Source organism: Citrobacter portucalensis, assembly GCF_023374935.1.
GTDB lineage: Bacteria > Pseudomonadota > Gammaproteobacteria > Enterobacterales > Enterobacteriaceae > Citrobacter > Citrobacter portucalensis.
Genome location: NZ_CP092466.1, coordinates 3,717,896 through 3,731,319, shown reverse-complemented (window position 1 = coordinate 3,731,319; position 13,424 = coordinate 3,717,896). Strand labels below are relative to the sequence as shown.

Here is a 13,424-nt window from a genome sequence, read left to right as displayed (position 1 = left end):
GGGCCGGAGTAAATGTAGTGGAGACGGAAGTAAGACGGCGTGGCAGGCCAGGACAGACGGAGCCGGTCGCGCAGAAAGGCGCTCAGGCGCTTGAGAGAGGCATTGCAATTTTGCAGTATCTCGAAAGAAGTGGAGGCAGTTCGTCAGTGAGCGATATTTCCGGCAGTCTGGATTTGCCGCTCTCCACGACTTTTCGCCTGTTGAAGGTTTTACAGGGTGCTGATTTTGTCTATCAGGATAGCCAGTTAGGTTGGTGGCACATCGGTTTAGGCGTATTCAACGTGGGCTCAGCGTATATTCATAATCGCGATGTCCTGTCGGTTGCCGGACCGTTTATGCACCGATTAATGCTGCTGTCGGGCGAAACGGTTAATGTCGCGATTCGCAATGGCACCGAAGCGGTGTTGATTGGTCAGAAGGAGTGCAAATCGATGGTCAGAATGTGCGCACCTTTGGGTAGTCGTATGCCGCTACATGCTTCTGGTGCGGGAAAAGCACTGCTTTATCCGTTGATGGAAGAAGAGCTAATGGACATCGTCGTGAAAACGGGTTTGCAGCAATTTACGCCGACCACGTTGGTAGACTTTCCGACTCTGCTGCGCAATCTGGAATTGGCGCGTGAGAATGGCTATATCGTCGATCACGAAGAGCATGTTATTGGATTGAATTGCATCGCTTCTGCTATCTATGACGATGCAGGCAGTGTCGTCGCTGCCATCTCTATTTCGGGGCCCGCATCCAGACTGACGGAAGATCGTTTTATCAGTCAGGGGGAGCTGGTACGGGATACCGCACGAGATATCAGTACGGCGCTTGGTTTAAAAGCACCCGTAGCGTAAGTCGCAGCCCGCTCAGAGGAGCGGGACTTTTTTGGATTTTTTAAAAGTTGGAAAATTTTTCCAATAAATAGAGGTAGAAAGAAAATGGCAAAAATGAGAGCCGTTGACGCGGCAATGTATGTGCTGGAAAAAGAAGGCATCACCACCGCATTTGGGGTTCCAGGAGCGGCAATTAACCCGTTCTACTCCGCGATGCGTAAGCACGGGGGTATCCGTCACATTCTGGCTCGTCACGTTGAAGGTGCTTCCCATATGGCGGAAGGCTATACGCGTGCAACGGCAGGAAACATTGGTGTCTGCCTTGGCACTTCCGGTCCGGCAGGTACTGACATGATCACCGCGCTGTATTCCGCTTCTGCCGATTCTATTCCTATTTTATGCATCACTGGCCAGGCCCCTCGCGCCCGCTTGCATAAGGAAGATTTTCAGGCTGTTGATATTGAGTCTATTGCCAAACCGGTTAGCAAAATGGCGGTAACGGTGCGTGAAGCGGCGCTGCTTCCTCGGGTTTTACAGCAGGCATTCCATGTTATGCGCTCTGGTCGTCCTGGCCCGGTGTTGATCGATTTACCTTTTGATATTCAGGTTGAAGAAATCGAATTCGATCCAGAAATGTATGAGCCTCTACCGGTGTACAAACCTGCAGCCAGCCGCAAACAGATTGAGAAAGCGCTGGAAATGCTGATTCAGTCTGAGCGTCCGGTCATCGTAGCTGGAGGGGGGGTGATTAATGCGGACGCTTGCGAACTGCTGCAACGCTTTGCTGAACTAACCAACGTACCGGTAATTCCTACGCTGATGGGCTGGGGATGTATCCCGGACGATCATGAGTTAATGGCCGGAATGGTGGGATTACAAACGGCGCATCGTTACGGAAACGCCACGTTGCTGGCCTCCGATATGGTGTTCGGTATTGGTAACCGCTTTGCTAACCGACACACCGGTTCCGTCGCGAAATATACTGAAGGGCGCAAAATCATTCATATCGACATTGAGCCGACACAAATTGGTCGCGTTCTTTGCCCGGATTTAGGCATCGTTTCCGACGCCAAAGCCGCGCTGACTTTGCTGATTGACGTTGCTCAGGAGATGCAGAAATCAGGACGTTTGCCTTGCCGGAATACCTGGGTTGATGAATGCCAACAGCGTAAGCGGACGTTACTGCGTAAAACCCACTTCGACAATGTCCCGCTTAAGCCGCAGCGCGTGTATGAAGAGATGAATAAAGCCTTTGGTCGCGACGTTTGCTACGTCACCACCATCGGGTTATCGCAAATTGCCGCCGCGCAAATGCTGCACGTATTTAAAGATCGTCATTGGATCAACTGTGGCCAGGCAGGCCCTCTCGGTTGGACACTGCCAGCGGCATTAGGAGTTTGTGTTGCCGATCCAAAACGCAATGTCGTCGGGATTTCGGGGGATTTTGACTTCCAGTTCCTGATTGAAGAATTGGCCGTAGGCGCGCAATTCAACATTCCTTACATCCATGTGCTGGTCAACAACGCCTATCTGGGATTGATTCGTCAGTCGCAGCGCGCGTTTGATATGGATTACTGCGTGCAACTGGCATTCGAAAACATCAACTCCAGCGAAGTAAACGGCTATGGCGTCGATCACGTCAAAGTGGCAGAGGGATTGGGCTGTAAAGCCATTCGCGTATTCAAACCTGAAGATCTTGCTCCGGCATTTGAACAAGCCAAAGCCCTGATGGCGCAGTATCGCGTTCCGGTTGTCGTCGAAGTGATCCTTGAACGTGTGACGAACATCTCTATGGGCAGTGAACTGGATAATGTGACCGAGTTTGAAGAGATTGCAGACGGTGCTACCGATGCGCCAACCGAAACCTGTTTTATGAAATACGAATAGATGAGGTGAAAGATGTTACGTTTCTCGGCCAATCTTTCCATGCTGTTTCTGGAATACAGTTTTCTTGAACGCTTCGATAAAGCGGCACAATCGGGATTTCGTGGCGTAGAGTTTATGTTTCCCTACGATTACGACATTGACGTATTAAAGGAAAAGCTGCAGACCAACCAACTGGAACATACGTTGCATAATCTCCCTGCCGGAGACTGGGCGGCGGGTGAACGCGGTATCGCCTGTATTCCGGGGCGCGAAGAAGAGTTTCGCGAGGGCGTGGCGGCAGCTATTCGCTATGCGAAGGCGCTTGGCAATAAGAAAATCAACTGCCTAGTGGGTAAAACGCCAGCGGGGTTTTCCGCCGAACAGATCCAGCAGACGCTGGTGGAAAATCTGCGCTATGCGGCAAATATGTTAGCGCAAGAAGATATTTTATTGCTGATTGAGCCGATCAATCATTTTGATATGCCGGGTTTCCATCTTACCGGAACTCATCAGGCGCTGGCGTTAATTGACAGCGTCGGCTGCAATAATATCAAAATTCAGTATGACATTTATCACATGCAGCGCATGGAGGGAGAATTAACCCAAACCATGACCACGTGGGCAAATAAAATAGGTCATTTGCAAATTGCAGATAACCCTCGTCGCGGAGAGCCGGGCACAGGGGAAATTAATTATGACTTTATTTTTAAGTTTATCGATAAATCAGGTTATGACGGCTGGGTTGGTTGTGAATATAAACCGCTGACCACCACCGAAGCGGGATTAACGTGGATTAATCAATATCGATAATTTGTAAGGAATTTCAGGCATCGCTATTTTTTTCCACTTTGTTGGAAGGGGTTTGTGTTGCCTGAATTCGGGAAAACCGGCAGATATATAAGAGGTTAAAAATGAAACTGGGATTTATTGGCCTGGGTATTATGGGATCGCCAATGGCGATTAATCTGGCTCGCGCTGGACATCAGCTACATGTGACGACCATTGGTCCGGTAGCGGAAGAACTGCTGTCATTAGGCGCGGTAAATGTTGAAAATGCACGTCATGTAACTGATTTTGCAGATATTATCTTCATAATGGTTCCGGACACGCCGCAGGTCGAAGAAGTGCTTTTTGGCGAGCACGGCTGCGCTAAAACCTCATTGCAGGGAAAAACAATTGTTGATATGAGTTCTATTTCTCCTATCGAAACCAAACGTTTTGCTAAGCAGGTTAATGAACTGGGCGGTGACTATCTGGATGCGCCAGTCTCTGGTGGAGAAATTGGTGCTCGCGAAGGTACCTTGTCTATTATGGTTGGCGGTGAGCCAGAGGTATTTGAACGGGTCAAACCGCTGTTTGATATTCTGGGTAAGAATATCACTCTGGTAGGTAGTAATGGTGATGGCCAAACCTGCAAAGTGGCTAACCAAATTATCGTTGCCTTAAATATTGAAGCTGTTTCTGAAGCGCTGGTATTTGCCTCAAAAGCGGGGGCAGATCCGGTTCGCGTGCGCCAGGCACTAATGGGCGGGTTTGCCTCTTCTCGTATTCTGGAAGTTCATGGTGAACGAATGATTAAACGCACCTTTGATCCCGGTTTCAAAATTGCATTGCATCAAAAAGATCTTAATCTTGCATTACAAAGTGCAAAAGCGCTCTCATTGAATTTGCCTAATACGGCTACTTGTCAGGAATTATTTAATACCTGTGCCGCGAATGGCGGTAGCCAGTTGGATCACTCGGCAATGGTTCAGGCACTTGAGTTAATGGCAAATCATAAATTGTCATGATCGTAGGTATCGCTGCACTCTTTGCAGCGATACATTTTAATCAGACACACTTTGGAAAGGTGCATGTCATGAGTGAAAAGAACAAATCCGGTATTGAATACTGGAAGAAGATCGTCGTTGTAATGAGTCTGGGTTGGGTGGCGATATGGATTTATCGCACCGTATTGACTCCTATTTATCCTGAGATTCAGGCATCGTTGGGGAATGTCAGCAATGCTGAAATTGGCGCCATTGCCAGTTTTTATTTCTTCGCTTATTGCAGTATGCAAATTCCCTGCGGAATTTTGGTCGATAAACTTGGCCAGAAAATTATGCTGATGTGTGGGTTTACGCTTTTTATTATTGGTACGCTCAGTATTGCAAAAGCCACGGGATTGGTGATGATCTATGCTGGTTCGTTAATGGCGGGAGCGGGCTGCGCCTCTTTCTTTAGTTCAGCGTATTCACTCTCTTCGGCAAATGTCCCGCAGGCTCGTCGAGCACTGGCAAACGCTATTATTAATAGCGGTTCAGCAATTGGGATGGGGATTGGTTTGATTGGTTCCAGCGTGCTGGTAAAAAGCATGAGTATGGCCTGGCAAAACGTTCTGTTCCTTGTTGCCGCTGTGCTGGTTGTGATGCTGTGCGTATTTACATTGGTAATCCGTGGCAAGGCAAAAAGCGAAACGCCTGCGTCAGACCAGAAAGCACAGACGGCTATGACGACAGAAGAGAAGAATCCACCGCTGTTTTCGGGTCTGTTGTGCAGCGTCTACTTCCTCTACTTCTGTACCTGCTATGGTTATTACCTGATTGTGACCTGGCTTCCGTCTTATCTGCAGACTGAGAGGGGATTTGACGGTGGTGCAATTGGAGTGGCTTCAGCGCTGGTTGCCGTAGTGGGTGTTCCTGGCGCATTGTTCTTTAGCCATCTGTCCGATAAGTTTCGCAACAGCAAAGTCAAAGTTATTCTTGGACTGGAAATTATGGCCGCAGCCATGCTGGTATTTACAGTGTTATCGCCGAATACCACGATGCTGATGGTCAGCCTGACTCTGTACGGTTTACTCGGCAAAATGGCGGTGGATCCGATTCTGATCTCCTTTGTCTCTGAACAGGCGTCGTCAAAAACGCTGGGCAGAGCATTCAGCCTGTTTAACTTCTTTGGCATGAGTTCAGCGGTTATTGCGCCAACATTAACCGGATTTATTTCTGATTTAACGGGTTCAAAAGAAATAAGCTTTGTCATCTCTGCTTGTCTGGTGGTAACCGGAACGCTGATTTTTGCTGGTGTTACGTTATATAAAAAGAAAGCAACACAAATTATTGCTGCTGCATAAAATATTATAAAAATTATTTGCATTATTTTCTTTATTGTTTTTGTTCCGCATAGCTAAACCCATTACAACGTTATCCGATACGTGACGAGAGGGATTTATGGAACATCAAAGAGATCTATACCAACAACGTGGTTATAGTGACGACTTATTACCAAAAACGGCCGAACAACGAAACTGGAAAACATTCAATTATTTTACATTATGGATGGGTTCTGTGCATAACGTACCTAATTACGTTATGGTCGGAGGGTTCTTTATACTTGGACTTTCCACATTTAGCATCATGCTGGCTATTATTATCAGTGCATTGTTTATTGCGTTAGTCATGGTAATGAATGGTGCCGCTGGAAGTAAATACGGTGTACCTTTTGCAATGATTCTGCGTGGCTCGTATGGCGTACGTGGAGCGCTTTTTCCCGGATTATTAAGAGGCGGCATTGCAGCAATTATGTGGTTCGGGCTGCAATGTTATGCCGGATCGCTGGCTTTTCTTATTCTGATTGGCAAGATATGGCCTGGGTTTTTAACGCTGGGCGGTGATTTTACACTACTGGGGTTGTCTCTGCCGGGATTAATTACATTTCTTATCTTTTGGCTAATTAACGTTGGTATCGGTTTTGGCGGCGGTAAAGTATTAAATAAATTTACTGCGATCCTGAACCCTTGCATTTATATCGTTTTTGGCGGAATGGCTATCTGGGCGATATCCCTGGTAGGGATTGGCCCCATTCTGGACTACATTCCGGGCGGTGTGCAAAAAGCGGGAAACAGCGGATTCCTGTTCCTGGTAGTGATTAACGCCGTGGTTGCGGTATGGGCCGCTCCGGCGGTGAGCGCATCGGACTTTACGCAAAATGCCCACTCATTCCGTGAACAGGCGTTAGGCCAGACGCTGGGTCTTATTGTCGCATACGTGTTATTTGCGATTGCCAGCGTGTGTATTATTGCCGGTGCCAGTATTCATTACGGAATGGATACGTGGAATGTGCTGGATATCGTTCAGCGTTGGGACAGTCTATTTGCCTCGTTCTTTGCGGTACTGGTTATTCTGATGACAACTATCTCAACAAACGCTACGGGTAATATTATCCCGGCGGGTTATCAGATTGCCGCTATTGCACCGACTAAATTAACGTATAAAAACGGTGTATTGATCGCAAGTATTATTAGTTTGCTGATTTGCCCGTGGAAGTTAATGGAAAATCAGAACAGTATTTATCTGTTTCTGGATATCATTGGTGGGATGCTTGGCCCTGTTATTGGAGTTATGTTAGCTCACTACTTTGTGGTTATGCGTGGCCAAATCAATCTTGATGAATTATATACCGCGAGCGGTGATTACCAATATTATGATAATGGGTTTAACCTGACTGCATTCTCCGTAACGTTAGTTGCCGTAATTCTTTCACTGGGTGGCAAGTTTATTCCATTCCTTGAGCCGTTATCGCGAGTGTCGTGGTTTGTTGGGGTTATTGTCGCATTTGTGGCATATGCCTTACTGAAAAAAAGAACGGGTGTGCAGACGGCCGGCGCACAAAAAGTTACAGGCCAGATGTGATGAAATCAGTAAGCGCATTTTATTAAAAGTGCGTTATTTATAAAAACTATCTGTATCCATACAAGGAGTTCGTTATGTCTTTTGATTTAATTATTAAGAACGGTACTGTTATTTTAGAAAATGAAGCTCGTATTGTTGATATTGCTGTCCAGGCAGGAAAAATCGCCGCCATTGGTGAGAATCTGGGGGAGGCAAAGCAGGTAATGGATGCGACAGGTCTGGTGGTTTCACCGGGCATGGTCGATGCGCATACCCATATCTCTGAGCCGGGCCGTACACATTGGGAAGGCTATGAGACCGGAACGCGTGCCGCGGCAAAAGGCGGTATCACCACGATGATAGAAATGCCTCTCAACCAACTGCCAGCGACGGTGGATCGTGAAACTATCGAACTGAAATTTGATGCGGCTAAAGGCAAGTTGACTATCGATGCCGCGCAGCTTGGCGGTCTGGTCTCATATAACCTCGATCGTCTGCACGAGCTGGATGAGGTCGGTGTCGTCGGCTTCAAATGCTTTGTTGCCACCTGCGGTGACCGCGGTATCGATAATGATTTCCGTGATGTTAACGACTGGCAGTTCTACAAAGGCGCGCAGAAGCTAGCTGAAATGGGCCAAACGGTACTGGTGCATTGCGAAAACGCGCTCATCTGCGATGAGCTTGGCGAGGAAGCTAAACGCGAAGGCCGTGTGACGGCGCATGATTATGTGGCCTCACGTCCGGTATTTACCGAGGTGGAAGCTATTCGTCGCGTGTTGTATCTGGCAAAAGTCGCCGGTTGTCGCTTGCACGTCTGTCATATCAGCAGCCCGGAAGGTGTGGAAGAAGTGACCCGCGCTCGCCAGGAAGGTCAGGATGTGACCTGCGAATCTTGTCCACATTATTTCGTGCTGGATACCAATCAGTTTGAAGAAATTGGCACTCTGGCCAAATGCTCTCCGCCGATCCGCGATCTGCAGAACCAGCAAGGTATGTGGGAAAAACTGTTCAATGGTGAGATTGATTGTCTGGTTTCCGACCACTCTCCATGCCCTCCGGAAATGAAGGCCGGTAATATCATGCAGGCGTGGGGCGGCATTGCCGGACTGCAGAGCTGCATGGACGTGATGTTTGATGAAGCTGTGCAAAAACGCGGTATGTCACTACCGAAGTTCGCAAAATTGATGGCAACCAACGCCGCAGATATTTTTGGTCTGAAGCAGAAAGGACGTATCGCCCCGGGTAAAGATGCTGACTTCGTCTTTATTCAGCCGGACAGCAAATACGTTCTGAAAAATGAAGATCTGGAATATCGCCATAAAGTCAGCCCGTATGTTGGCCGTACAATTGGCGCGCGCATTACGAAAACCATTCTGCGTGGTGATGTTATTTATGACATCGAGCAGGGTTTCCCTGTATCGCCAAAAGGTCAATTTATCCTTAAACATCAACAATAATGTGATGTGAATTAATGCCCGTCATGCTGGCGGGCATTCTCTATTTTAAGGTATGAATATGCTTCCTGTTATTAACCGCGAAAGTTTGTTATCCGGCTTTCAGTGGTTTTTCTTTATTTTTTGTAATACGGTCGTGGTCCCGCCAACGCTGGTTTCTGCTTTTCATCTCCCCGCGAACAATCTGCTAATGCTTACGCAGTACGCTTTTTTAACGACGTCGCTGGCCTGTCTTGCCCAGGTAATTTGTGGCCATCGCCGTGCCATTATGGAAGGGCCAACCGGTTTATGGTGGGGAACCATTCTGACGATTACTCTGGCTGAGGCGTCACGAGGAACCCCGCTCAATGATATCGCCACCAGTCTGGCCGTTGGAATTGTGATTTCCGCTGTTCTGACGATGATTATCGGCTTTAGTGGCTTAGGGCATCGATTAGCCCGGCTTTTTACCCCGACGGTTATGGTCTTTTTTATGCTGCTGCTCGGCGCGCAGCTGACCACCATCTTTTTTAAAGGCATGCTGGGTTTACCCTTTGGCATTGCTGATACTAGCGTCAAAATTCAACTGGCTCGCTTTAGCCTGGCAGTTGCCGTGATGTGCTTCATCCTTGCGATGATCATCTTTTTACCGCAGCGGATCTCACGCTATGCCCTGTTGGTGGGCGCAGTCGTAGGGTGGGGGCTTTGGCGATTGTGCTTTCCATCGACATCCCTACCGTCCAGCGAATTAAGCTGGCAGTGGTTCCCGTTAGGCAGCCATGGCAGACTGTTACCGGGCATTATTCTGACTGCGGTTATCACCGGTCTGGTGAATATCAGTAATACCTATGGAGCGGTGCGCGGCACAGATGTTTTTTATGCGCAGCAAGGCTCCAGCAGCTCGCGTTATCGTCGCAGTTTTATCATTTCCGGCTTTATGACGCTGGTGACAGTACCCTTTGCGGTGATTCCATTTTCACCTTTCGTCTCTTCTATCGGCCTGTTAACACAAACTGGCGACAGCTCGCGAAAATCATTTATTTGCGGCAGCGTATTATGTTTATTCGTGGCGATAGTGACGCCGCTAACCCGCTTATTTTGCGCCATTCCGCTGGCGATCAGCAGCGCCGTGATGCTGGTTTCTTATCTTCCGTTGCTTTATTCCGGTCTGGTATTTAGCCAGCAAATCACATTTACCGCACGAAATATTTATCGACTGGCGCTCCCGCTGTTTGTCGGCATTTTTTTGATGGGGCTGCCTCCGGTTTATTTACAAGATCTTCCGCTGACTATTCGGCCATTACTGAGCAATGGCTTGCTGGTGGGGATTTTACTGGCAGTGCTTATGGAAAATCTCATTCCATGGGAACGCATTAAATAACATGATGAAAAGGATTGATAATGAAAATTGTAATTGCGCCAGATTCATTTAAAGAGAGCTTAAGCGCCGACCAATGCTGCCAGGCAATTAAAGCCGGATTTTCAGCCATATTCCCTGATGCAGAATATATTTGTTTGCCGGTTGCTGACGGTGGAGAGGGAACCGTGGATGCAATGGTGGCGGCAACAGGGGGAAAAGTTATCTCTGTGGAAGTCTGCGGGCCGATGGGGGAAAAGGTCATGGGGTTTTATGGCCTGACCGGTGACGGAAAGACCGCAATTATTGAAATGGCGGCGGCGAGTGGGCTGATGTTGGTCGAACCGCAGGCGCGTAATCCTCTCCTGGCCTCAAGTTACGGTACCGGTGAGCTGATTCGGCATGCGCTGGATGCAGGTATTCGTCATATTATTCTTGGTATTGGCGGGAGTGCCACGGTTGATGGCGGTATGGGGATGGCTCAGGCGCTTGGCGTGCGTTTTCTTGATGCGCAGGGTGTGTCATTAAATGCAGGAGGCGGTAGTTTGTCTCGTCTGGCGAGCATCGACCTGCAACAGTGCGATCCGCGACTGAAAGCATGTCGCATTGACGTTGCCTGTGATGTGGATAACCCGTTGGTTGGCCCGCGCGGTGCCGCAAGGGTATTCGGCCCGCAGAAAGGGGCGACGCTTGAGATGGTTGAGATACTGGAAGAAGGGTTACTCAACTATGCCCGTGTGCTGCAAACACTGACCGGTGAGGATGTTGCTCAGGTTGCGGGCGGTGGGGCGGCCGGTGGAATGGGGATTGCAGCGGTTATCTTCCTGCAGGCCAGCATGAAGCCAGGTATCGAGATTGTGCTGCAGGCAGTACAGCTGGAGCAATCCATCAAAGATGCGGCGTTGGTTATCACCGGCGAAGGGCGTATTGATTCACAAACGGTCGGCGGTAAAGCGCCAATTGGCGTAGCGTCGGTGGCCATGCAGCATAACGTTCCCGTTATTGGTATCGCTGGGGTGTTGGGAGAAGGCGTGGAGGTGGTTCACGATCACGGTATTGATGCGGTATTCAGTATTTTGCCGCGCCTCGCTCCGTTAGCCGAAGTGCTGGCGAGCGGCGAAACCAATCTCTATCACTGTGCGCGTAATATCGCCTGTGCAATGAAACTGGGCCAGGTTGTGAATCAGCGTTAAGCATAAAAAAAGCCACGGTATTAACCGTGGCAAAACCCAACATAGCTAAATAAAAAATTATCAGGCGGGCTGTACGCCGTTAGATCTCAACATCCCGGTTGCAATCTTTAGAATAGATATAGCTGAATGCTTCACCACGACCCACGCCGTATCCGGCCTGCAGGGAATAAGCGCCCATAAAGATGTAGTCGCCTTTTTTCACAGGTATCCACTGATTGTCGAGGTTATAAACCCCCTGGCCTGAGAGAATATAGGCACCGTGTTCCTGTACGTGCGTTTCGATATAACCGTGGCTGGCGCCCGGCTCGAACGACAGAATGTGCATATTCATATCGAAGCCCAATTCTTTAGGCAGGAAATCCAGCAGGATCACGTCATCCATGCCTTCATAATGAATACGTTCTAACTGGTTGGCGTTACCGGAAACCAGCCACGGCGAATGACCTGCTACTGGTGTATAACGACGTTTATATAAAAACAGCTGGCTGTCTTCTGTTTGGGCATTGCTAAAGGTGAGCAGCTCGCCAGGCGGGCAATACAGGTATCCACCCTGAGTTAAAGCGAACGTTTTACCCTCTGCTTTTGCCTCAATTTTTCCGGAAATAACATAAACGAACGTTTCAATGCCTTCACCGCCGAAACCACTCTGGTTGCCACCGTTCTGGTGCAGTGTCACCAGATAATCAACAAACGATGCGCCCAGTTTTGGCGTTGACAGGATGGTGACGTCACAGTTTTCAAAACCCGGAATGATATTTTTAACCAGTCCATCGGGGGTTAAGAGGGCGAAGTTACCGTGTTTTACAATTGCGCGGTTAGCCAGTAAATCATCGCGGTAACCCGTGACGTTATTCAGATATCCCATTGTTGACTCCTTATTTCTGCCAGGCAAGTTGATGAAGCATTAATGCCAGAGTTTTGACCCCTTCGGCAAGGTCGTTAATATTTGTTCGTTCAGCGGGGTTGTGGCTGATACCGTTAATGCTGGGCATGAAAATCATGCAGGTCGGCACACGGGGAGCGAAAATTTGCGCATCGTGGCCCGCACCACTGTGCATCACCCGGTAGTTCAGCTGTTCCTTTTCACACAGCTCAGTCAGAGTGGCGACCAGTTTTGTGTCCATCGGGACCGGCGTTTCGTCCATCCACAAATCGATATCAATGCCGATATCCATTTCATCGCAGATGGCGCGCATGTCATTTTCCAGTTGCTGAGTAAAATCACGCAGCACTTCGGCGTCGGTATGACGGCAATCGATCGTGAAAGTCGTTTTTCCTGGCACCACGTTGACGGTGTTTGGCTGCGGCTCAACTTTGCCAAAGGTTAGTACCAGAGGATCGCCATGTTTTTTGGCTTTCTCAATCGACTGGCTACAGATACGGCTGAAGGCGTAAACGGTGTCGCGACGGTAGCTCAGCGGCGTTGTCCCCGCATGGTTGGATTCGCCGTTCAGCGTTACCGTATAGCGGCGCTGCCCGACAATCGCGCTGACAACGCCGATGGATTGACCATTGCTTTCAAGCACGCACCCTTGCTCGATGTGCAATTCAACAAAGGCTTTGATGTCAGTGCGAGCGTGAAGTGATTCTGCGGGGAGCGTAAAGCCGCAGGCGTTCATCGCATCAACAAAACGTGTGCCTTTGGCATCCTGGATGTTGCGAACGTCATCGGGATTTGCCAGCCCGAAGATGTTCTTACTGCCCCAGAAGACATACGGGAATCGACTGCCTTCTTCTTCTGCCATAGAAACTACTTCGACCGTTTTCAGCGGCGCGCCGTAGGTGGTCTTAAGCCAGTCAATCGCTAGCCACGCAGCCAGTGCGCCAAATTGGCCGTCAAGATTGCCGCCGTTGACGACGGTATCAATGTGCGAGCCACTTAAAATTACCTGTTCCGGGGATTCGCTCCCGCGCAGGCGACCGTATAAATTGCCCACTTCATCAAAACGCGTTTCCAGACCGCTGGCGTCCATCCGTTTTTTGAATTGCTGTTGTGTTTCAAGCCATTCTGGCGAGTACAGCAAGCGTGTCATCCCACCTGTAGGATCTGCGCCAAAGGAAGAGAGCCAGGGGAGGGTTTCTTCTATTGCGTGACGAAAATGGTTGATCAT

General features: G+C 49.0%; 11 protein-coding genes. 9 read left to right on the top strand and 2 right to left on the bottom strand.

The annotated features are described in order from the left end of the window. The first annotated feature begins 17 nt into the window (after nucleotides 1-17). The 9 genes from allR to glxK all read left to right on the top strand — a co-directional run bounded on the left by allR (nucleotide 18) and on the right by glxK (nucleotide 11,313). On the top strand, nucleotides 18-839 hold the full coding sequence (gene allR / locus LY264_RS18140; RefSeq protein ID WP_237857272.1) for an HTH-type transcriptional repressor AllR: 822 nt from the start codon (nucleotides 18-20) through the stop codon (nucleotides 837-839). Between the two features lie 84 nt (nucleotides 840-923). Continuing rightward, nucleotides 924-2,705, top strand: a complete 1,782-nt coding sequence (gcl, locus tag LY264_RS18135) for a glyoxylate carboligase (protein WP_048226247.1) — start codon at nucleotides 924-926, stop codon at nucleotides 2,703-2,705. 12 nt (nucleotides 2,706-2,717) lie between these two features. Continuing rightward, complete coding sequence (hyi, locus tag LY264_RS18130) at nucleotides 2,718-3,494, top strand: hydroxypyruvate isomerase (RefSeq protein WP_048226245.1); 777 nt, start codon at nucleotides 2,718-2,720, stop codon at nucleotides 3,492-3,494. 101 nt (nucleotides 3,495-3,595) lie between these two features. Beyond that, on the top strand, nucleotides 3,596-4,474 hold the full coding sequence (gene glxR / locus LY264_RS18125) for a 2-hydroxy-3-oxopropionate reductase (protein WP_048226244.1): 879 nt from the start codon (nucleotides 3,596-3,598) through the stop codon (nucleotides 4,472-4,474). Nucleotides 4,475-4,542: 68 nt separating this feature from the next. Then, a complete protein-coding gene (locus tag LY264_RS18120) occupies nucleotides 4,543-5,793 on the top strand; it encodes an MFS transporter (protein ID WP_048226242.1) in 1,251 nt (416 codons plus the stop codon). Nucleotides 5,794-5,890: 97 nt separating this feature from the next. Continuing rightward, nucleotides 5,891-7,351: an allantoin transporter gene (locus tag LY264_RS18115; RefSeq protein WP_048226240.1), complete on the top strand. Its 1,461-nt coding sequence runs from the start codon at nucleotides 5,891-5,893 to the stop codon at nucleotides 7,349-7,351. Between the two features lie 74 nt (nucleotides 7,352-7,425). Further along, a complete protein-coding gene (gene allB, locus LY264_RS18110; RefSeq protein WP_048226238.1) occupies nucleotides 7,426-8,787 on the top strand; it encodes an allantoinase AllB in 1,362 nt (453 codons plus the stop codon). A 58-nt stretch (nucleotides 8,788-8,845) separates the two neighbouring features. Beyond that, nucleotides 8,846-10,144 carry a uracil/xanthine transporter gene (locus LY264_RS18105; protein ID WP_048226236.1) on the top strand — a complete coding sequence of 433 codons (1,299 nt, stop codon included), beginning with the start codon at nucleotides 8,846-8,848 and terminating at the stop codon, nucleotides 10,142-10,144. Between the two features lie 20 nt (nucleotides 10,145-10,164). Then, nucleotides 10,165-11,313: a glycerate 3-kinase gene (glxK, locus tag LY264_RS18100; protein WP_048226234.1), complete on the top strand. Its 1,149-nt coding sequence runs from the start codon at nucleotides 10,165-10,167 to the stop codon at nucleotides 11,311-11,313. A 79-nt stretch (nucleotides 11,314-11,392) separates the two neighbouring features. On the opposite strand, the gene allE is transcribed toward glxK, so the two are convergent. Both allE and allC read right to left on the bottom strand, forming a co-directional pair. Continuing rightward, on the bottom strand, nucleotides 11,393-12,178 hold the full coding sequence (gene allE / locus LY264_RS18095; RefSeq protein ID WP_048226232.1) for a (S)-ureidoglycine aminohydrolase: 786 nt from the start codon (nucleotides 12,176-12,178) through the stop codon (nucleotides 11,393-11,395). A gap of 10 nt (nucleotides 12,179-12,188) precedes the next feature. Then, on the bottom strand, nucleotides 12,189-13,424 hold the full coding sequence (gene allC, locus LY264_RS18090) for an allantoate deiminase (RefSeq protein ID WP_048226230.1): 1,236 nt from the start codon (nucleotides 13,422-13,424) through the stop codon (nucleotides 12,189-12,191).

What these genes read in the sequence shown, in the direction of transcription:
- LY264_RS18115 (WP_048226240.1), top strand. Translation starts at nt 5,891, where the DNA reads ATGGAACATCAAAGAGATCTATACCAACAACGTGGTTATAGTGACGAC.
- gcl (WP_048226247.1), top strand. Translation starts at nt 924, where the DNA reads ATGGCAAAAATGAGAGCCGTTGACGCGGCAATGTATGTGCTGGAAAAA.
- LY264_RS18120 (WP_048226242.1), top strand. Translation starts at nt 4,543, where the DNA reads ATGAGTGAAAAGAACAAATCCGGTATTGAATACTGGAAGAAGATCGTC.
- LY264_RS18105 (WP_048226236.1), top strand. Translation starts at nt 8,846, where the DNA reads ATGCTTCCTGTTATTAACCGCGAAAGTTTGTTATCCGGCTTTCAGTGG.
- allC (WP_048226230.1), bottom strand. Translation starts at nt 13,424, where the DNA reads ATGATCAACCATTTTCGTCACGCAATAGAAGAAACCCTCCCCTGGCTC.
- glxR (WP_048226244.1), top strand. Translation starts at nt 3,596, where the DNA reads ATGAAACTGGGATTTATTGGCCTGGGTATTATGGGATCGCCAATGGCG.
- glxK (WP_048226234.1), top strand. Translation starts at nt 10,165, where the DNA reads ATGAAAATTGTAATTGCGCCAGATTCATTTAAAGAGAGCTTAAGCGCC.
- hyi (WP_048226245.1), top strand. Translation starts at nt 2,718, where the DNA reads ATGTTACGTTTCTCGGCCAATCTTTCCATGCTGTTTCTGGAATACAGT.
- allB (WP_048226238.1), top strand. Translation starts at nt 7,426, where the DNA reads ATGTCTTTTGATTTAATTATTAAGAACGGTACTGTTATTTTAGAAAAT.
- allE (WP_048226232.1), bottom strand. Translation starts at nt 12,178, where the DNA reads ATGGGATATCTGAATAACGTCACGGGTTACCGCGATGATTTACTGGCT.